The sequence below is a fragment of the Rania fehmarnensis genome (assembly GCF_056494185.1).
Window position 1 is genome coordinate 1,186,926 of the sequence record NZ_CM151398.1, and the last position, 21,393, is coordinate 1,208,318.

At 54.6% G+C, this 21,393-nt stretch carries 10 protein-coding genes; 3 read left to right on the forward strand and 7 right to left on the reverse strand.

The annotated features are described in order from the left end of the window. Positions 1-346: 346 nt before the first annotated feature. Entirely contained in the window at positions 347-11,581 is an 11,235-nt protein-coding gene (locus tag SH573x_RS03715; protein WP_479352986.1) for a beta strand repeat-containing protein, read from the forward strand. Positions 11,582-11,811: 230 nt separating this feature from the next. After that, positions 11,812-13,014, forward strand: coding sequence for an NAD(P)/FAD-dependent oxidoreductase (locus SH573x_RS03720; protein WP_479352987.1), 1,203 nt, complete (start codon positions 11,812-11,814; stop codon positions 13,012-13,014). 14 nt (positions 13,015-13,028) lie between these two features. Here the strand turns inward: SH573x_RS03720 and SH573x_RS03725 are convergent, their stop codons facing one another. The 3 genes from SH573x_RS03725 to SH573x_RS03735 all read right to left on the reverse strand — a co-directional run bounded on the left by SH573x_RS03725 (position 13,029) and on the right by SH573x_RS03735 (position 16,522). After that, entirely contained in the window at positions 13,029-13,352 is a 324-nt protein-coding gene (locus SH573x_RS03725) for an ArsR/SmtB family transcription factor (protein ID WP_479352988.1), read from the reverse strand. Between the two features lie 114 nt (positions 13,353-13,466). Next, positions 13,467-15,395, reverse strand: coding sequence for a PAS domain-containing sensor histidine kinase (locus SH573x_RS03730; RefSeq protein WP_479352989.1), 1,929 nt, complete (start codon positions 15,393-15,395; stop codon positions 13,467-13,469). A gap of 134 nt (positions 15,396-15,529) precedes the next feature. After that, complete coding sequence (locus SH573x_RS03735) at positions 15,530-16,522, reverse strand: type II secretion system F family protein (protein WP_479352990.1); 993 nt, start codon at positions 16,520-16,522, stop codon at positions 15,530-15,532. Positions 16,523-17,504: 982 nt separating this feature from the next. Between SH573x_RS03735 and SH573x_RS03740 the strand changes: the two genes are divergently transcribed. After that, a complete protein-coding gene (locus tag SH573x_RS03740) occupies positions 17,505-18,158 on the forward strand; it encodes a head GIN domain-containing protein (RefSeq protein ID WP_479352991.1) in 654 nt (217 codons plus the stop codon). A 152-nt stretch (positions 18,159-18,310) separates the two neighbouring features. On the opposite strand, the gene SH573x_RS03745 is transcribed toward SH573x_RS03740, so the two are convergent. The 4 genes from SH573x_RS03745 to SH573x_RS03760 all read right to left on the reverse strand — a co-directional run bounded on the left by SH573x_RS03745 (position 18,311) and on the right by SH573x_RS03760 (position 21,288). Beyond that, the gene (locus SH573x_RS03745) at positions 18,311-18,679 is read right to left on the reverse strand and encodes a hypothetical protein (RefSeq protein WP_479352992.1); all 369 of its coding nucleotides are present in this window, start codon (positions 18,677-18,679) and stop codon (positions 18,311-18,313) included. Positions 18,680-18,698: 19 nt separating this feature from the next. Further along, positions 18,699-19,850 carry a DUF1559 family PulG-like putative transporter gene (locus tag SH573x_RS03750; protein WP_479352993.1) on the reverse strand — a complete coding sequence of 384 codons (1,152 nt, stop codon included), beginning with the start codon at positions 19,848-19,850 and terminating at the stop codon, positions 18,699-18,701. 236 nt (positions 19,851-20,086) lie between these two features. After that, positions 20,087-20,785 (reverse strand): pirin family protein, encoded by a 699-nt coding sequence (locus tag SH573x_RS03755; protein ID WP_479352994.1) that lies wholly within the window; start codon positions 20,783-20,785, stop codon positions 20,087-20,089. A gap of 23 nt (positions 20,786-20,808) precedes the next feature. Further along, on the reverse strand, positions 20,809-21,288 hold the full coding sequence (locus SH573x_RS03760) for a MarR family winged helix-turn-helix transcriptional regulator (RefSeq protein WP_479352995.1): 480 nt from the start codon (positions 21,286-21,288) through the stop codon (positions 20,809-20,811). Positions 21,289-21,393: the final 105 nt, after the last annotated feature.

Here is a 21,393-nt window from a genome sequence, read left to right on the forward strand (position 1 = left end):
CGCGAACCACCAGACGCGTAGCGGAATGCGTCAAGCATTTCGGGCTTTCTGTGTGCTCGGCGCCAACATGCTTAGATCCGCTGGCATGACAATGCCGAAAGCCTTGACGGCTTCCGCTACAGAGTGATCGCCTAATCCGCTTGCGTAGTGAAATTCCAAATAATTTGGGATTTCTTCTATATCTGTCTCATGCCTCAAGTCCGCCCACCCGAAGTAGGACGAAACATTCCATCTTCACCTGGCGGTGCCCCTCCCTCCTCTGAAGGTAATGTCTGGCACGGTGCAATTGCCGCATGTCGCGCATTTGTTCCCGCACCCGTACATACCGATTGCGAGTGAGACTACTGTGGCAAAGAATCCGTCGTTCTGGGACAAGCTGCGCCTATTTTCTTGGTTCAAGTCAAGCAAAGATGTGCGATACCAGCGCCGCCGCGATCGCCAGGACCGCCGAACTCCCTTCGAATCGCTGGAAGAACGTGATCTGTTTGCGGTCACGGTCACGCAAAATACCAGTGATCTGTTACCCGATGTGGCCGCGATCATCATCACGGGCACAGAGTTTGATCCTATCGTCTCCAATGTGGCGGTGACGTTTGACAACGGCGCGATCGGGACGGTCACTGCTGCCACTACTACGCAATTGACCGTGGAGTTTACCGATCCACCTGATGAAGCCGGCCCCCTAACGGCAATTGTGACCACCCCCGCCGGCAATAGTGGTTCTGCCGTGCAAGTGGCTACCATTGTGCCTGTGGTCACTGCCAGCAGCGCCGCGCTGGCGGCTGATGCGACTACGATGACCATTATTGGTTCAGGCTTTGATACAACCGCTGCCAACAACGTCTTGCAGCTCAGCAACGGTGCTCAAGGTACTGTGACGACCGCGACTCGCACGACGCTCAGCGTGTCGATCACCACGCCGCCGACCGATGCTGGCGATCTGACAGTGGTGGTCGAAACCAACAGCGTCAGTAGCGGCGCACCGGTTAAAGTGGCCACGGTCAGGCCAGTAGTCACTGCCAATACCACCGGCCTTGCAGCAGATGCGGCTTCGATCACGATTGATGGATTTGGTTTCAGTACCACGCTTGCCAGCAACTCGATTGTGTTTAACAACGGTGCGGTCGGCACAATCTCCGCGGCCACTGCCACTCAGCTAACTGTCGACCTAACGACTCCACCTACCAGCGCAGGTAGCCTGACGGCGGTTGTGACCACCAATAGCGTCAGTAACGGCAGCGCGGTGCAAGTTGCTTCGATTCAGCCGGTTGTCACTGTCGATACCTCCGACTTAGATGCCAACGCGACTTCGATAACCATCAATGGCTTTGGCTTTTCACCCACTGCAGCGAACAATACCGTAGCCTTTACCAATGGCGCAGCCGGTACGGTTACTTCGGCAACACCCACGTCGTTGGTAGTAACGTTTACTGCGCTACCAACTGCTGCAGGTGACTTGAATGCCACGGTGACTTCCAATTCGGTAGTCGGCACGTCTACCCAAGTTGCTGAAGTCATACCCGTAGTTACCGCCAAGACAACGTTGTTGGCTGCTGATGCCACAACGGTGACGATCAGCGGTTTTGGCTTCGATACCACAGCGGCTAACAATACGGTCGTATTCGACAACGGCGCAGCCGGAACGGTAGATACCGCTACGGCGACGTTGCTGACCATCACGCTTTCGACCAAGCCTGAGACGGCCGGCAACTTGTCCGCGATTGTTACCACCAACACGAACGCCAGTAGTGCCTTTGTTCAAATTGCCACGGTTCGTCCGGTAGTCACCTCTAGCACTGCGCCAATAGATGCAGATGCTACTACGCTAACGATCGACGGCTTTGGCTTCGATGCAGTTACGCCCGGTAACAACGTGGTCACATTCAACAACGGCGCTGTAGGTACGGTAACCGCAGCCACGCTAACTTCGCTTACAGTTTCCATTGGCACTGGTCCATCAGCGGCTGGTGCGTTGACCGCTAGTGTTAGCACGGGAGGTGTCAGTAGTGGTGCGGCGGTTCAGGTGGCCAATGTTCGACCCGTCGTGACCATCGATACAGACAATTTGAGTGCCGGTGCAAGCTCGCTAACGATCAGTGGCTTTGGTTTCAGTACTTCACCGGCAAGTAACTCGGTAGCCTTTGACAATGGAGCAGTTGGTACAGTCACTGCATCAACGGCCACCAGTTTGACGGTGACGTTTACGACGCAACCTTTGTTGGCAGGCGATCTGAGTGCAACCGTTACCACTAACGGCGTAGCTAGTGCTGCAGCTGTTAAGGTTGCTTCGGTGATTCCTGAAGTCACATCCGCGACCGCCAGTCTTTCGGCGTCTGCCACCACCGTCACCATCCTTGGTTTTGGCTTTGACACCACAGCTGCCAACAATGTGGTCACCTTCGACAACGGTGCAGCCGGTACAGTAACGACTGCTACGCCTACCAGTTTGCTAGTCACGTTTTCGGCCAACCCCACCACGGCTGGCAGTCTGTCGGCATCCGTAGCTACCAACTCGATTAGTAGCGGTTCCTTGGTTCAAGTGGCTACGGTCATTCCTGTGATCACCAGTTCGATCGCTGACCTGGCGGCCGACCAAACAACCGTCACGATCGCGGGCTTCGGCTTTGATACAACCGCAGGCGACAATCTGGTCACTTTCGACAATGGTGCAGTGGGGGCGGTTACGACCGCCACGGCCACACTGTTGACCGTTACGTTCTCGGTCAAACCTGCCGCCGCAGGTGACTTATCGGCTTCGGTCGTCACCAATGGAGCCAGCAGCAGTTCTGCGGTGCAGGTAGCCACGATCACCCCAGTGATTACCAGTAGCACAGCCGACTTGGCGGCCAACGCCACGACGCTGATCATCGCGGGTTATGGTTTTGATACAACGGCGGCCGACAATGTGGTCACCTTGGACGATGGTGCAACAGGATTGGTGACATCGGCCACCAATACTTCGATGACGGTTACATTCACCGCGAAACCGACCGTGGCGGGAGTGCTCAGTGCGAGCGTGGTTACCGATACGATCAGCGGTGGTACGGCGGTGCAAGTCGCTACAGTCATTCCGGTAATCACGGCCAATTCGGCTTCGATTATCTCGGCCAATGATTCATCAGTCATTATCGCCGGTTTTGGTTTTGATACCACGCTGGCCAGCAACTCGATTTCGTTTGACAATGGCGCGGTTGGTACCATTTCGGCAGCGACCAATACCTCATTAACAGTTGACTTTACCACGAAGCCTACGACGGCCGGCTTACTCAACGCGACCGTTACGACTAACTCAGCGGTCGGTCAATCAGCGGTTGTGGCCTCAGTAGCGCCGGTTGTTACCGCCAATGCCGCGGCCAAGTTGGCCGCGAACGCCGCGAGTGTGCTGATCGTTGGTATGGGATTTGACGCCACCGCCGCTAACAATTCGGTGGTCTTTGATTCGGGCGCAGTCGGTACTGTGGCCAGCGCATCACCTACACTGCTGGAGGTGACATTAACCTCAATGCCTGCTTCAGGTAACTTGCAGGCTATCGTAACAACCAACAACGTCAATAATGGTTCTGCGATTCAAGTTGCCACTGTGCGACCAGTGGTCAGCAGCAGTACAAATAATCTCGCAGCCAACGCTTCGACGCTGACGATTGACGGTTTTGGTTTCGATCCGACCGCAGCCAATAACGCAGTCACGTTCAACAATGGCGCAGTTGGCTCTGTCATTTCAGCTACGACCACTTCACTCACAGTCAGCCTAACGACCAAGCCTACCACCGCCGGCGAACTGAAGGCTATCGTCAGTTCCAACGGCGTGGTCAATGGTGCTGCCGTCCAGGTGGCGACAGTGATTCCGACGGTGACTACATCCACTGCTGGCCTGGCAGCCGACGCAGCCACCATCGTGATCGATGGCTTCGGCTTTGATACTATCGAAGAGAACAATTCGGTTACGTTCACAGGCGGTGCCAGCGGTACAGTAACTAACGCTACGCCCACGGCGCTAACTGTGACGTTTGCCAACAAACCTAGTGCCGCTGGTAATTTGACAGCGGTGGTTACCACCAATGGTCACAGCAGTGGTGCTGCGGTTCAAGTGGCTGCCGTCAATCCTGTGGTCAATGTCAATAGTGGTCTACAGTTGGCTGCAGATGCCTCGACCATGACCATTTATGGATCCGGTTTCGATGCTACTGCTGCGAACAATTCTGTAGTATTCAACAATGGTGCCGTGGCTACGATTTCCGCCGCCACTGCCACCACGTTATCGATAAGTTTTACAACCAAACCAACGACCGCGGGCAGTTTGACCGCGGTTGTCACCAGCAATAACAAGTCGAGTGGAACGGCCGTGCAAGTGGCTTCGGTCGTGCCCGTAGTGACATCGAGCATAACTGATTTGGCAGCCAATGCGACGACCATCACGATCGCGGGCACCGGCTTCTCAACCACAGCGGGCAACAACACCGTTGTCTTCGATAATGGTGCGGCGGGTACAGTTACCAGTGCGACAGCCACTGCCCTGACAGTCACCTTGTCGACGTTGCCCTCTGCCGCCGGACCACTGAAAGCGATTGTGACCACCAACAGTGTCGCCAGTAGCCAGGTTCAAGTTGCGACGGTCAAGCCCGTTGTGACCTCTTCGACATCCACTCTCGCAGCCAGCGCAGCGACGATTGTCATCAATGGGTTCGGCTTTAGCAGCACCGAAGAAGACAACCTGGTCACGTTCAACAATGGAGTTGCGGGCTTAGTGACGAGCGCATCGGCCACCAGCTTGACCGTGACCTTCTCGATAGGCCCGACATCGGTCGGCAGCTTGACTGCGGCAGTCTCTTCCAATGCCGTCAGCAGCGGCACTGCTGTGCAAGTCGCTAGCGTTGCACCGGCAGTTACTGCAATCACAGATAACCTGGCCGCTAGCGCCACTAGTTTGACGATCACCGGTGTAGGTTTTAGTTCCACTGCCAACCAAAACACTGTGTCCTTTAATAATGGCGCAGTAGGCACGATTTCCGCTGCCACCTCTACCTCGCTGAGTGTAACGTTAACGACCAAGCCAACCTCCGCTGGCAGCCTGACTGCCATAGTTACGACCAGCGGCGTTACCAGTGGCGTCGCTACTCAGGTAGCCACTGTAGTGCCAGTGGTCACTAGCAGCACCAACGCGTTAGCCGCCACGGCCAACGGACTGACGATTAGTGGTTTGGGATTCAGCACGACACCAGGTAACAACCTGGTCACTTTCAACAATGGCGCGGTCGGTACAGTTACCAATGCCACGGCAACGTTGTTGACGGTGGTATTCTCGACTAAACCTACGTCGGCTGGCGAGTTAACTGCAATCGTAACTACCAATTCGGTAGCCAGTGGTGTGGCGGTCCAAGTTGCGTCGGTCAAGCCCGCGATTACCTTGAGCACCGCTGATCTCTTGGCCACGGATTCGAGCGTCACCATCGATGGTGTGGGGTTCGATGCGACGGATGCTAACAACACGGTTACGTTTAACAAAGGAGCAGCGGGTACTGTTTCCAGTGCGACCGCGACTAGCCTCACCGTGACCTTCACGGCCAAGCCGACCAGTGGCGGTAGCTTAACGGCCGTCGTTACCTCCAACGGTGTTAGCAGTGGAACTGCGGTGCAGGTGGCCAAAGTTGTACCCGTGGTCAATGCTAATTCGAGCTTGAAGGTCAATGCCAACACTGCCACGCTGGTTATCAACGGTACTGGCTTTGATACGACAGCTTCCAACAATACGGTGCTGTTCAACAACGGAGCAGCTGGCACAGTCAGCTCTGCCACCGCTACCTCACTGACCGTAACTCTCACCACGCGACCTACATCGGCGGGCAGTCTTACGGCGATTGTAACTACCAATGGAGTTAGTAGTGGTTCGGCAGTTCAAGTCGGAACTGTCGTTCCAGTGGTCACCAGCAAGACGGTAAGTCTGCCGATCAATTCCTCGACTGTTACCATTAACGGCTTTGGCTTCAGCACAACAGCCGCCAATAACTCGGTCGCTTTCAACAATGGCGCCTTGGGCACGGTCACGGCTGCCACGGCTACGACGCTGACCGTTACCTTCTCCACCAAACCCACTGCCGTGGGCAATCTAACTGCCGTCGTTACCACCAATACCGAAACCAGCGGCATTGCAGTGCAAGTGGCCACGGTTAAGCCGGTGGTTACCAGTAGTACCGCAACGCTGGGTATTAGCGCGAGCACCATAACCATCAATGGATTCGGCTTTGATACAACCGCCTCTCAAAATACCGTTGTGTTTAACAACGGTGCCGTAGGCAGTGTCAGCAACGCGACCAGCACCGAGCTGACGGTCACGATCTCAGTCAATCCAACGACCGCGGGCAGTTTGACTGCGGTGGTAACGACTAGTTCGCAGACCAGCGGAACACCAGTTCAAATTGCTTCGGTAATCCCCGTCATCACCAGCAGTACGACCAGCTACGCAGCTGACGAAGCAACCGTGATGATCTATGGCTTTGGCTTTGATTCAACGGCTGCCAACAACGTGGTCACCTTCAGCAGCGGAGCGGTCGGCACAGTCAGTTCGGCGTCATCGACCACTCTGACTGTCACCTACACTACCAAACCAGAAGCTGGCAATCTGACAGCTCAAATCAGTGTCAACGGCATCAGCAATGGCTCAGCCGTTCAAGTGGCATCGATCACTCCGGTAGTTACCAGTAGCACATCAACGTTGGGAGCTAACGCGACGACGATTACGATCAACGGTGCGGGCTTTGATACGACAGCCGCCAACAACACCGTAACGTTCAACAATGGTGCTGTGGGTGCGGTCACATCCGCTACTAGCACGGCGCTGACCGTGACCTTCTCGACCAAGCCGACTGGGATGGGTAGTTTAACGGCCAGTGTAACCACCAACAGTAAGAGCAGTGGCGCCGGTGTTCAAGTCGCCAATGTGATTCCTGTGGTGACTAGCAGCACTACAGATCTCAGTCCAGCAGCCACTACGGTCGTCATTAACGGGTTTGGTTTTAATACAACGGCTGGTAGCAACACAGTCACTCTCAACAACGGGGCTGTAGGTACGGTTACCAGTGCCACTGCCACCTCGATTACGGTAACGTTCTCAACCAAACCAACTGCCGGTAACCTGACGGCAATCGTCACTAACGGTTCGACCAGCAGCGAAGCTGCCGTTCAAGTTGCTAGTGTCAAGCCTGCGATTACCGTTAGCACTGCCTCGTTAAATGCGAACCTGACGACGATCACTATCGCAGGACAAGGCTTTAGTTCGACTGCCGGTGATAACACGGTCACCTTCAGTAGTGGTGCTGGTACCGTCACTTCCGCCAGCGCTACCTCGCTAACCGTCACCTTCACGACCAATCCCAAAGCCGGCAATTTGACAGCGACGGTGACCACCAATGGCAAGAGCAATACAACTGCCGTTCAAGTGGCTACGATCAATCCACTGGTGACAACCAGTACATCGAACCTGGCATCGACCGGTACAACGCTCGTCATCAATGGATTTGGTTTCGATCCAGTGGCTGCCAATAACACGGTTACATTCAATCGTGGTGCTGTCGGAACAGTCACTGCATCCAACGGAACAGCCTTGACCGTTTTGTTCTCGACCAGGCCTACCAGTACGGGCAGTTTGACAGCAGTCGTGACTTCCAATTCGCGTCCCAGCGGTGCTGCTGTCCAAGTAGCCCAGGTAGCAGCTTCCGCGGCCACTGCTCCGCGAGTTACCACCAGTACTACAACTCTGGCAGCAGATCTGACCACGGTTACGATCGCAGGTACCGGCTTCAGTACTACCGCCGCTAATAATTTGGTTACGTTCAACAATGGTGCTGTGGGTACGGTCTCTGCTGCTACTGCCACCTCGCTAACGGTCACGCTTTCCACCAAGCCCAAAGCTGGTAACTTGACGGCCATTGTGACCACCTCGGGGATGCCCAGTGGCAACGCGGTCCAAGTGGCTTCGATCAAGCCAGTCGTTACCAGCAGTACCACAGATCAATCTGCCGGTTTGACTACGCTGACGATCAACGGTTTGGGCTTCGACACGACTGCCTCCAACAATCAAGTTACCCTCAGCAACGGAGCTGTGGGCACAGTGACCAGCGCTACAGCCACGACCCTAACGGTCAACTTGTCAACACGCCCCAGCTCTGTCGGAAACATGACTGCGGTCGTAACGACCAATTCCAAATCCAGCGGCACAGCGGTACAAGTCGCAACTGTGATTCCATTTGTCACGCTCCGGAACGCGACGCTGCTTGCCTCCGCTAGCACGCTGACCATTTCTGGCTTTGGATTCTCAACCACGGCAGCCAATAACTCCGTCGTCTTCAACAATGGAGCCGTGGGTACTGTATCCAGCGCTACATCCACAACGTTGACGGTTACTTTTACAACCAAGCCTACGACGATGGGCGAATTGACCGCGACGGTTACAACCAGTACCAAGTCCAGCGGTACCGCGGTTCAGGTAGCTGTGGTACGACCCGTGGCAACAGCTAACAGTGCCAGCCTGGCTGCCAACGCAGCCACGTTGACGATCAGCGGTGTGGGCTTTAGCACTACGGCCGCTGACAATACTGTGACCTTCAGCGGCGGTGCGGAAGGAACAGTTGATAGTGCCACGGCCACCACGCTCACAGTTTCGTTCACGACCCCACCCACCGCGGGCAGTCTGTTGGCCACGGTCACGACCAATGGGACCACTAGCGCTACCTCGGTTCAAGTGGCTAATGTCAAGCCTGTGATTACGAGCAGCGTGGCGAACTTAGGCGCCAATGCATCGACCGTCACCATTCAAGGTTCCGGCTTTAGCACCACCGCAGCCCAAAACACGGTCACCTTCAACAACGGCGCTGTCGGTTCGGTGACCGCTGCCACCGCTACTTCACTAACGGTTACTTTTAGCACCAAACCTCGATCAGCGGGTTCCCTGACGGCGACGGTGGTCTCGCGTGGTGTCAGCGCCGGTGCCGCAGTGCAAGTAGCCACCGTCACTCCAGTGGTGACAGCTAGAACGACCAGCCTGGCAGTTAATGCCAATACGGTAACTATCGTTGGCTTTGGATTCTCGACCACGGCCGGCAACAATACTGTGGTCTTCAACAACGGTGCAGTCGGTACGGTAACAGCCGCTTCTGCCATCTCGCTGACTGTGACCTTTAGCACGAAGCCAACGACTGCTGGCAATCTGACGGCTGTGGTAACGTCCAATTCAGTTAGCAGTGGTGATGCGATTCAAGTTGCTACTGGACGACCGATCATAACTTCCAGCACCAGCTCTCTGGCCTTGAGTGCCACCACCTTGACCATTGCTGGCCGCGGTTTTGATACGACAGCTGAAAACAATATTGTTACCTTCAATAACGGTGTCACAGGCACTGTAACATCAGCTACTTCAACGTCGATGACAGTAACGTTCTCGTCAAATATCAGTGCGGGAACACTAACGGCAATCGTGACATCCAACGACGTTAGCAGTGGCACGGCAGTACAGGTAGCGACCGTAACGCCGATTGTCACTGGCAGTACGGAGAATCTACCTGCCAATTCGACATCGATCACAATCTATGGCTCCGGCTTCAGTTCAACCGCGGCCAACAATTCGGTCACGTTCAACAACGGTGCCGTGGGTACCGTAGCTTCGGCCACGGCCACTTCATTGACGGTGAACTTCACCACCAAACCTACCAACGCTGGTAGTCTAACTGCCGTGATTACCACCAACGGTGTCACCAGCGGTTCAGCAGTTCAAGTCGCGGCGGTGGCTCCGGTCATCACCACTAGCACAGCCAACCTGGCTCTTTCGGCCAACCGCTTGACGATTGCTGGTTTCGGCTTCAGTACAACAGCCGGCAATAACATTGTGACTTTCAACAATGGAGCGGTCGGTAGCGTGACGGCGGCCACGGCTACCTCGCTGACGGTAACGTTCTCGACCAAACCGACCGGCATTGGCAGTCTGACGGCAACAGTAACGACTAACTCGATCGGTAGTGGCACAGCCGTACAAGTTGCGACTGTTTCACCCGTTGTCACTGTCAGCACGTCGAATATTAATGCTGATGCCACGACGGTTGTCATTAATGGTTCTGGCTTTAGCACAACCCTCGGTAATAACACGGTGGTGTTCAACAATGGAGCTGTCGGCTCAGTGACCGCTGCCACGACTACTTCGCTGACGGTAACCTTCTCTGCTCAGCCAACTGCCGGAAACTTGACCGCTATCGTAACAGTAAGCGGTTTCAGTAGTGGGGCAGCAGTTCAAGTTGCAAGCGTGCGACCGGTAGTGACTTCAGCTACCACGAACCTATTGGCCAGTGCATCCAGCGTAACGATCGCCGGTTTCGGTTTCAGTACCACGCCAGCCAGTAACACCGTCGTCTTCAACAACGGCGCGGTCGGCACTGTCAGCGCTGCCACGGCTACGTCGTTGACCGTTACCTTCACGACCAAACCTCGCAGCGCTGGTAGCTTGACTGCCATCGTTACTACTGGTGGTAAAGCCAATCCCACGGCCACGCAGGTTGCTACCGTGGTTCCAGTGGTTACCAGCAGCACATCGAACCTGTCCATTGCCGCCACCACCATTACCATCACTGGTCTTGGTTTCAGCACTGTCCCATCCAACAACTTGGTTACTTTTAACAACGGAGCGGTAGGTACGGTAACTGCCGCGACGGCCACCTCTTTGACGGTAACCTTTAGCACCAAACCTACCGCGCTGGGTAGTTTGACTGCGACCGTTACATCGAACTCTGTCAACAACGGCTCAACTGTACAAGTGGCTTCGGTTATACCTGCGGTCACCGTTAGCACAGCCACGGCAGCTCAAGGTGCGACCACAATAACCATCAATGGCGCCGGCTTTAGCACAACAGCTGGCAACAACACGGTTACCTTCAACAACGGAGCGGTTGGCACAGTAACATCAGCGACAGCCACTCAATTGGTTGTGACATTCTCTACTAAGCCGACGCTCGGCAACTTGACAGCCATCGTGTCGGTTAGCGGAACCAGCAGCGGTACCGCAGTTCAGGTCGCGACCGTGGTTCCGGGCGTAACCAGCAGTTCAGCCAGCCTGAATGCCAACGCTAACACCATTACCATTGCCGGTTCCGGTTTCAGCACAACACCTGGCAGCAACACGGTTACCTTCAACAATGGAGCCGTTGGCACTGTAACCGCGGCGACTGCGACTTCGCTGACAGTTACATTCACCACTCGTCCGACAAGCGCCGGCAGCCTGACAGCAGTCGTCACGACCAATGGTGTAAGCAGTGGCACTGCGGTTCAAGTCGCCAACGTCAAACCCGTGGTCACGGCCAGCACTTCCAGTCTCGCACGCACGGCTTCGACCATCACCATAAGCGGTTTTGGCTTTAGTACCACGGCAGCCAACAACACTATCGTATTCAACAATGGCGCTCTCGGAACGGTAACATCCGCGACGGCGACATCGTTGGTGGTGACCTTCTCCACCAAGCCGTTAAATGCAGGCAGTTTGACGGCCATCATTACATCCAACGGTGTTAGTAGTGGTACTGCAGTTCAAGTGGCCACGATGACGTAAGCATAGCGACTCTTAGTTGGACAGCGCATCTTTTCACGCTAGGTAGCCACCGTCGCCAGACGGTGGACTTACGTGGCGACCCAATCCACCGCCTGGCAGCAGTGGCTACGCGGTCCCAATTGAAGCATGAGTTCGCCCAGCTCGCGTTACGGCATGCAGAATTTTGGCATACCACTTGCATCTCGAGTTGATGGAGTTGACCAAGTGCGTCTCGCCACTTCTCGATTGTTATGAATCTTACATCGCCTGCACCGTTCTGGCTCATTCGCAATGGATTGACCAACATCTATCCAGGGCTAGAGAGCGACGAGCATTGTGATTTCGTTGTCGTTGGAGCAGGCATCACAGGCTCGCTGATCGCCAGTCGCTTGTCACAATTGGGTTGCAACGTAGTTGTGGTCGATCGCCGACATGCATGCACTGGTAGTACGTCGGCTAGTACCGCGCTAATCCAATACGATGTAGATGTACCTTTAGTTGAGCTGGCGAGGCTGCGAGGCTTGAATGTAGCTGAGCGGGCGTATCGTCTGTGCCATGAAGCGATCGATTATCTGGAAACGATTTCCGCCAACGTAACAGAGCAGATTGGCTATCGACGTGCAACCAGCGTTTACCTGGCATCGGATCGCAAGTCGGCCTTGCGGCTGGCTCATGAATCGCGGGCGCGTAAACGCGCTGGGTTGGATGTCGAATATCACACACGTGATGCGTTACAGGCTCGTTTTCATATCCCTGGTCAAGCTGCGTTGTCGACCCAACAAGCTGCAAGTTGCGACCCATACCAGTTCTCGCACGAGTTGCTCCAGCAAACCCTGGCTGGTGGTGGTCGAGTCTACGATCGTACGCAGGTCAATCAGTACCAGGCAAGCGAGAGCGGGGTGAAGTTGATCACCGAGCATGGTCCGATCATTCATGCCCGACGGGCGATTATTGCCGCGGGCTTCGAGGCTCACACTTTGCTGAATCGCCGTATTGTTGATCTGGACAATACTTACGCCCTCGTCTCCGAACCACTTCGCGACCTGGGGCCATGGCATAAAGACTGGATGTTGTGGGAAGCCAAGGATCCTTATCTCTATATGCGTATTACCTCCGACAATCGACTGTTGGCTGGCGGTGAAGACGATCGGTTTTACAGTCCAGCACACAGGGATCGCGTCGTCAACGAGAAGGCCGAGGTCATCAAGCAGAAGATCCAGCAACTGTTGCCCGACCTGGTTTGGGAAACGGCATTTGCATGGGCTGGTACCTTTGGCAAAACCAAAGATGGACTTCCGTATATAGGTAGTGTGCCAGAGTATCCGAGCTGTTATTTCGCCTTAGGCTTCGGCGGTAACGGCATGACCTTTGGCGCCGTAGCAGCCCAGATGGTCGAGTCGCTTTGTAGAGGGGTGCGGCACGAAGGCGAAGAGTTGTTTGGCTTTGATCGTTGAGGACCTGCGGTTCCTTACTGCTGCAGTTCGATCTTACAGCAACCGAAGTCGAGCAACTTTTTGGCTGGGCGGTTTGAGAGGAATTCAGTGTTTAGTTCATAGTAGATGTATTTGCCGTCGCGCGTCGTAGTTACCAAACTAGCGTGATAGAGTACTCGCAAATGATGCGAAATCTTGGCGACGTCTTCTTCGAGCAATTGGGCGATATCGCTAACGCTCAGTGGGCCACTTCGCAATGCTCGTACAACTTGCAAGCGGACTGGATCGCCGAGAGCCTTCAAGTAGTTGGCACACTGAGTCATCTCGCGAGCTGCATCGGATTCTTGATCGGCTGGCATTGATAGCGCTTAATCGACTACTCGTGGCGAATGAAGGATAACCTTTGAATTATCGATTCGCTCGCCCGGGTCGACAAGCCAGGGTGTAGGTTCCGGCTGTGCTTTCAGGCGGCTTTATTTGGCCGCAGGTAGCAGGATGCGAAAGGTCGTGCCATGGCCGGATAGGCTGTCTACTTCGATGTGCCCTCCCGTTTGATCAACGATGCCGTGCACTACCGCCAGGCCAAGTCCAGTACCACTGCCAACTTCTTTGGTAGTAAAAAAGGGTTCAAAAATCTTGCTAGCCATCCCTGGTGGCATGCCGTGGCCGGTGTCGGCAATCGTCAGTTCCACAAAATTGGTTGGGCGATTAGGACCTGCCGCATCATCAGACCGGTAGGCGTTTTGCGTGGTGATCGTTAGCGTGCCACCACTGGGCATGGCATCGCGCGCATTGACGAGCAAGTTCATCAGGACTTGTTCCATCTGTCCGGCGTCGGCGCGAACTGGGGCGAGATCGTGACCGGGCTGGATAATGAGTTTGATGTCTTCGCCAATCATACGTCTGAGCATTTTGACCGACTCTGCAATCAGACAGTTCAGATCGAGGGTGGTGGGAATTGCTTCAGCCTTGCGACTGAAGGTGAGCAGTTGCTTTGTCAATCTGGCGGCTCGCTGGCCGGCCTCCTGAATGGCTTGAATCGATTCCAAGAGCGGATTGTCGGCGGAAAGTTGGCAGGCGATTAGTTCGCTGTAGCCGTTGATGACGGTTAGTAAGTTATTGAAGTCGTGTGCGACACCACCGGCCAACCTTCCGACCGCTTCCATTTTTTGCGACTGTTGAAATTGAGCTTCCAGACGTTTGCGTTTGGTAATATCGCGAATGACGCCAGTGAAATGCCGCTGATCCTTCCAGTTAAACTCCGAGATGGTCAATTCAATCGGAAAGATGGTGCCATCTTTGCGCATGGCTTGCAGTTCGCGGCCGATGCCAATGATTTTGGCCTGCCCCGTGTTGAGGTAGGCGCTAATGTAGCTGGGGTGTTCGTGGCGATAGGGTTCGGGCATGAGAGTTTCGATAGGCTGGCCGATTAGTTCGTCGGGTGCATAGTCGAGAATCTCGCGGGAAGCTTCATTGGCTAGCAAGATAATGCCCTTCTCGTTGATCAAGATGATGGCGTCCTTGACGCTTCCAAGAACAGACTGTAACTGGTCGGCAATTTGTTCTTGTTCGCTAAGGTCATGCATACAAACGAGAATATTTTGTTCGCCGTCGGTGGTAACCGGTGTGGCCACGACATTGACTGCGACTTGCTGGCCATCTAAACGAATGACTCGTTGACGAATGCCGCTAACGGGTTTGCCTGTTGAACGCATGTATTCGATGCGTTGCTTGATGATTTCATGGTAGCTTGAATGAATGATTTCGTAGGGACTTCTACCGACAATGTCATCCAGGCTAGCGGCGCCCAGTAGTTTCAAACAGGCCGTGTTGCAGAAAGTGATACGATCTTTGGTATTGACGAAGATGGCGTCGGGGAGGACATCGACCAGGCGGCGATAGCGACTTTCGCTTTCTGTCATGGCCTGTTCTTTGCGTTTGGCTTCCGTAATGTCGATGATGACTACGACCACGGACTTGCCAATGCCATGTTCGCTGGGTGGCTGGTAGAGCACGCGATAGGAGCGAAGTTCGGTACTGCTGGTGTGCACGCCAAGAGTGGCTTCGTAGGTTACCGCTTCGCCACCGAGGGCCCGCAGGAGATGGGGTTGAATCTGCGACCAGCCATGCGGCAAGACATCAGGGACTTTAAGACCGATAATCTGCTCAGGCGTGAGTTGGAAGAACGACATGTAAGTTTTGTTGGCAAATAGATACTCGTATTGATCGTTAATCACGACCAGGCCAACACGTGCAGAATCGCAGATCAGCGACAGTAAATGTTCGCGATTAACAGAATTGATTGAGTCCGCCAGTTCTAATTCTCGCGAACTAGCACGCAGCGATGGACTGTCCGTATCGCGGGCAGGGTTGTCATTTGGATCAGGGGGATCAACTGACATGTTTAAGTTGTTCGTCGCCAAAGAATACGGAATTCAATCCAGAAACTGAGTAAGCTTGCCTTGGTCCCCGACAGTCAGAACTGGGCGACGAACAAAATCGGATCAAAGCAGTGGAGGCATTTTCTCTCCGAAGCTCAGGAGAGCTTCGGTGCTGATATATAGCAGAACAGAATGACCCAGGGCAAGTAGATGAGTACGACGTAACTTATGGCGACCACAACGCCTACCGTTAGCGAGACGAGCATGGGAATCCAACGCGCATCTCGCTGACTCGCAAAGTCGCCTGTCAGCTGCAGTTGGGTAGCCAGGGTGTCCAACAGCGCTGGGGCGTCTGCGCTAGGCAACGAATTGGTTTGTACGGAAGCAAGTATCGCCGAGGTCTCTGCGCCCAGTAACTCTGAGGTGTGTTGTTGGCTGACGAAGGTTGGTGTAGCTGAGTCGCTCCCAACGCCATTGCTCAAGGCAGTGAGCAAGTCAGAAACCGGCTGACCAGAGATCAAACCCAAGCTGGCCAATCTGGCAGTATGCGCCTGGGCGTAAAATCGCACCACGCGGTCTTTGGGAAGGCCCCAACGATTGTTTTGCCAGCGACGGAAGATGGCCGTGCAGAGGGGCAGCATCATGGCCAGAACCACAACCACGGTTAAAAGCGGCAGATATTCTCTGATCCACGTCAGCCAAGAAATCCAAGTAGGGCGCAAATCAGTTAACAAGCGAAACGCTTCCTCGTAATGAGGAATCAGCGTGTAAACGCAGAAGACCAGCGAACAGGCTGCTATCAAGGTGAGCGCAATGGGATAAATCAACGCGTTCGCTAACCCGCAGCGATGGCGGTGGCGTGACAGGACGAACTGAGCCCAGCTTTCCAGACTGGTATCGAGCCTGCCTGATACGCCGCCGATGTCGATGGCCGCAGCTAACATCTTTGAAGCTGGCAGATCTTTAGTCGCCAGGCAATCGCGAAGTGCTTTTCCTTGAGCCAAATTTTCCGCCAAGTCTTCGGCGACGTGGCGTAGTGGCGTAGCTTTCCCGGCCAACTCACGAAGGGTGGGTTCCAGAGGCAGATTGACTCGCACTAGTTTGGCAATCTCTTGCACCAACCTCAACGTGTTCATCAACGAGTTCATGACCTCTCCATTCTGCTGCCACTGTGACAACTCTGCGTCTCGAGTCCTGCCATTCTAACCAAACTCCAACTGCAGCCCGAGCCCTTTTGCTAGCGTGTGCGAACGTGCGTCTGTCCCCGCTCGAAGGTTGGTGATGCTAGCAAAACAACCCGTGGTCTGTCCCCGAGCCGACGTCCGAGACCGGGGACAGACGTGCGGTTTGAAGATCCATGCTCAGCGGGTGCGGACGTAAACCGGGACTGTCCGCTCTGTCCCCCGGTCGCGCCAGAACCGACTTCTGCTTTCAGAATTCTTGGTAAATCTGCCGGGGTTAAGCCTAGCATTTTTGCAAGCGGCATGGCGCAGGCTGCCTTGGCTTCCTCGATTGCGCAGATTCACAGCCGTATTGGGACAGGCGTGTAGATGTGAGCCGCTGCGCACTGGGGTTCAGGGCGGCCGATAGCTCTAAGATCGGGATCGGGACAAACCGTCCCAACCTTGGTCGACGTGGATTCTCTGGACTTCCTAAGTTCACGTGTGTTATGGGACAGGCTAGTGAGTGGCGGATTTGTTTATGCTACCTGAGGTGCTGTGGGTGTGGCCGTTGGGGCGGTTTGGAAAGAATTTTTCGAATTTCTCGTTTGTTTGTTTGTGTAAGGCGGTTCCGTACTCGTCTATAGAGGTGTCGGGAGACGTCGGTCAGGTTCTTCAGGCCCCTCATGAAGCTGACCAACACTCCCGATCCCGAAGTTCGGGGGCTTCATTCAGCCCCAAAGACAAAGAGAGTCGACAGCCGCTAGTGGTGACCCGTTCAATCACCTTCCTGCCTGCCAATTCGCCTTGGCCCCTCATACGTGGGTGGGTACCGCCCGGGCTAGCGGTTTGTTGACTGCTCTTGCTTCTTTGACCTTGTAGGGTCTGCTGGGCGCTTATGCCAAGCTTTCCGATGGCGGCTCGAATACAATCCTGTTCGTCGACCATCTTCTTTCGAGGAAAGCTCAAAATGCGTTTGCTAGCTGTTTGCTGTTTGGCTCTAACTGGTTGTGGGATCTTGGGACCGACGGTGCCCGGTTCGGGTACGATCACTAAAGTCGCGCGCGAAGTAGGCGATTTCGATAAGGTCTCATTCGCTGGTAGTGGTGAGCTAGCGGTTCAGGCCGACGCCGAGACAGCCGGCTGCGAGATCGAGTGCGATGACAATTTGCAAGAGTACATCGAAACGCGAGTCGAAGAGCGCGAACTGATCATTCGCTTCAGAGATAATGTGCGACTGAATCCCACCAAGGGTTTTCGGATCTTTGTCTCTGCACCCACACTAAATGCCTTAGAGTTGGCTGGCGCTACGACCACGACCGTGACTGGTTTGCAAGAGGCCGGCTCGCTCTCCCTGGAGGCGGCTGGGAGCAACGAAGTTACATGTAGTGGCAAAATCGACAAGTTAACGATCGACATAGCTGGCAGTGGAAAGCTGCATGCCACCGAGCTGGCAGCTCGCGATATTGATATCGAAATCGCCGGGAGTGGGTCAGCGGAGGTGAATGCGTTAGAGAACTTAAAAGTCAACGTGGCCGGCAGTGGAAGTGTCAGCTACTTGGGCGATCCGAAAGTCTCGCAGAGCATCGCCGGTGTAGGAAGCGTTAAAAAACTGGTGCCGTAGCCGCACTGGTGCTTTAGCCTGGCTGGGCTGATGTCGCACAAACTTTCTTTCCACGCTCAAGGTCGTTCGCTCGGATCAAAAAGAAAAGAGCAACTGCAGCCGATGTCGACCGCAGTTGCTCCGCGTGTTAACGATTCACTTTAAGCAGAAAGCTACTGCAAGCTGATCTCCACCGCTTGTCCACTTGCGATCTGCACAGTTCGTTCCATGCTGGCTTCAACAAACTTGGTGGCTGGTGCAGGCACGGTCTTCGTTCCGCTTTTGGGTGTGAAGTAGTATGCATATTTGCCCGACTGCGTTTCTGTAGTAAACGTACCGTCGGGTTTTACTTCGATTTTCTTCTCGTACCCATTCTCGAGCGGTTGAAGATTCAGGGTAACGTTACCAACTGGCTTGCCTCCGGCATCGACAACTTTGCCGTTAACGCTAACGGGTGCATCCAGCGGTACCGCTCCAGGGCCGCAGCCAGCCGCCAACGCAGCCAGCGCCATCAAACAAATTCGAATCAGACTGCTGTTCATTATGCACGCTCTCCAGTAACTAGTCTTGCGGTACAACGTTGCCGTCTGCTGCACCGCTCATCCACTTCAGGATGATGCCGTCGGTAGAGTCGGACATGAAACGTACGGAACCATCACCCATGGCGGCGTTCACACCACCGGTGTGCCAAGAAAATGGCTCATCATTCACGCCGCAATTGTTTACCGACCAACGGCACTCAGCAGGGCCACCGTTGGGAGTCTTGTAGTTGTTCAGCTTGGCTAATCGGTTTCCCGGAGCAATTGCGTTGCTCGGACCAGAGAATCCGTTGGTTACGGCGTCAGCATCGGCCCAGGCGTACATGCGTCGACCATTGGGACCGGTCATCATTGGTAGTGGATCGGCGGCGCCGCTGACCGGGGTGTTTCGTGCCGAAAGTGCGCCAAAAATTGCGACGCTTGGATGCGCGCGACCAGCATCTTCAATGCACAGAATCGTATTGGAAGTACCGTCAGTTACGCGGCCAATCCCACCGCCATTGCAGTCGAGCATCCCACCGCGTACCTGACCCAACCATGCCGGACCGCCGGTCGGAACAGTTCGCGCACCGTATAGCGGGTCGCCGACTGTTTCCATAATGTCGGTCAGGTCGATGAACATGTAATCCCATCCGCCATAACCTTGCGGATCGCGGGATGCACCTTGAATCGGCGTCGATGGACAAACGTAGCTTGAAATCTGAGTCTTGGCCGCAACTTGCCCACTGGGCCAAGCCGGATCGTCGTAAGCCAAACCGCGAGCTTTGGGATGCAACAAGCAGCCTGTTGGAGTTACAAAGTTCACGCCACTGGGTGAAGCACCGTATGCGGTGATTGGGTTGGCATCATGGTTGAGAAGATTGTAGACAGCAACTTGCTCGATAAAGGGCAGCAACACAGTTGCGGTCGAATGGATCATGTAAGGAGTGGTCGTGCCACCAGTGGAACCGCACTGACCGCTATGTGGCAATTTCTTGTAAGCAGACTCAAAGTTGTGTACTGCCAAGCCAATCTGCTTGAGATTGTTGCTACACTGCATGCGCCGTGCAGCTTCACGAGCGGCTTGGACCGCTGGCAGTAGCAATCCAACCAGAATGCCGATGATGGCGATCACCACCAGCAATTCGACCAAGGTAAACGCCTGACGCCCTACGCCTCTGAAATTCTTCTTCACTACTAAATCTCCACTATTGAATTGGATGAACCTAAACAGTTACAGTGAACGGAATCTAAAAGCTACCGACAGCTTGTAAAAAGAAATAGGCTTAGTGAGTGAAGCTCTGGTGAAGCTAATGTGAAGAAAGTGTGAAGGCGATCGCTATGAGAGGGGCAGACGCCGAGGGGACGTGATGAGCGTCCAGGGCACACTCCGGCATGTGCCAAGCAGAACAGGGCGCATCATGCCATATTTTAAGGTAGATCGAAGAGCATTACTTCAGATGGCTCTACGCCTTGGACCACGATCGCAGGCTCGTCGCTGACAGCCGCACCATCGCCGGCATGAAAGGTGAAGTCGTTGATACGGACTTTGCCGCTGACCACCTGCAACCAACCGTGGCGATCGAGGCCGAACTCGTGTCGTACAGACGCCGACGGTTCCAGTGCACCCAGATATAGCCGCGCATCTTGATGCATCTTCAGCGAGCCATCGCTACCATCGGGCGACGCAACCAGCTTCATTTGGTTCAACCGTTCCACTTTCGGGAAACTCTGCTGTTCATAGCTAGGTTCGATGCCGCGCGATTTAGGCAACAACCATATTTGATACAGGTGTAACGACTCGGCTGCCGACGGGTTGAATTCGCTGTGCAATATACCCGTACCAGCTGACATGCGCTGGAGCATGCCTGCAGAGAGCACTTCGCCGTTGCCCATCGAGTCCCGATGTTCTATCGCGCCACTGATGACATACGTGATGATCTCCATATCTTCGTGCGGGTGCATGCCAAAGCCTTGCCCCGCTGCCACTCGATCTTCGTTGATAACACGCAGCACCCGAAAGCCCATAAATCGCGGATCGTGGTAACTGGCAAAAGAGAATGTATGAAAGGTATTCAGCCATCCGTGATTGGCATGGCCTCGGTCACCGCTATATCTTGGAACGATCATCGTTCGTGACTCGCTTTCGTCATTTATGAAACCATCTGCATCCCGCACCAGGCCTTCTCTAAAAGCTTGGCCAGTTGTTTGAGTTCGGCGTCGCTCAGCTCGTTAGTCAGATGCTTGTGCAAATCCGACACCGGTTTGTTCAACTTTTTCATCAAACTACGTCCCTTGACCGCCAGCTCGACTTGTGTGACACGTTTGTCGTCTTTGTCTGCCTTGCGCCGCACCAGACCTTGTTCCTCTAGCCGAGTGACCAATCCCGTGATGGCCGGCACGATTTTGGTCATGCGTTGGCTGATTTCCAATGCCGGCAAGGGACCGCCAGCTTGATCCAGCACGCGCAATACCTGGTATTGCGAAAAGGTCAGGCCGTACTCCCGCAAGACTCGCCCCAGGCGGTTCTCGATGTAATCGCCGACCTGGAGAACATTGTATTGAGCCACTTCCGTGACGTCTTTAGTACTAGCCGACGCTAGCAAACCGGCTGCGCTCGATTGGGTTGCCATCGATGATTCCTCTGCAAAGGGTGATAAACTTGCCAATTACTTTACATGTAAAGTAATTGTTGTCAACCGGGGGCTTGGGCAGGTTCACGAAAGCCTTGACGGCTT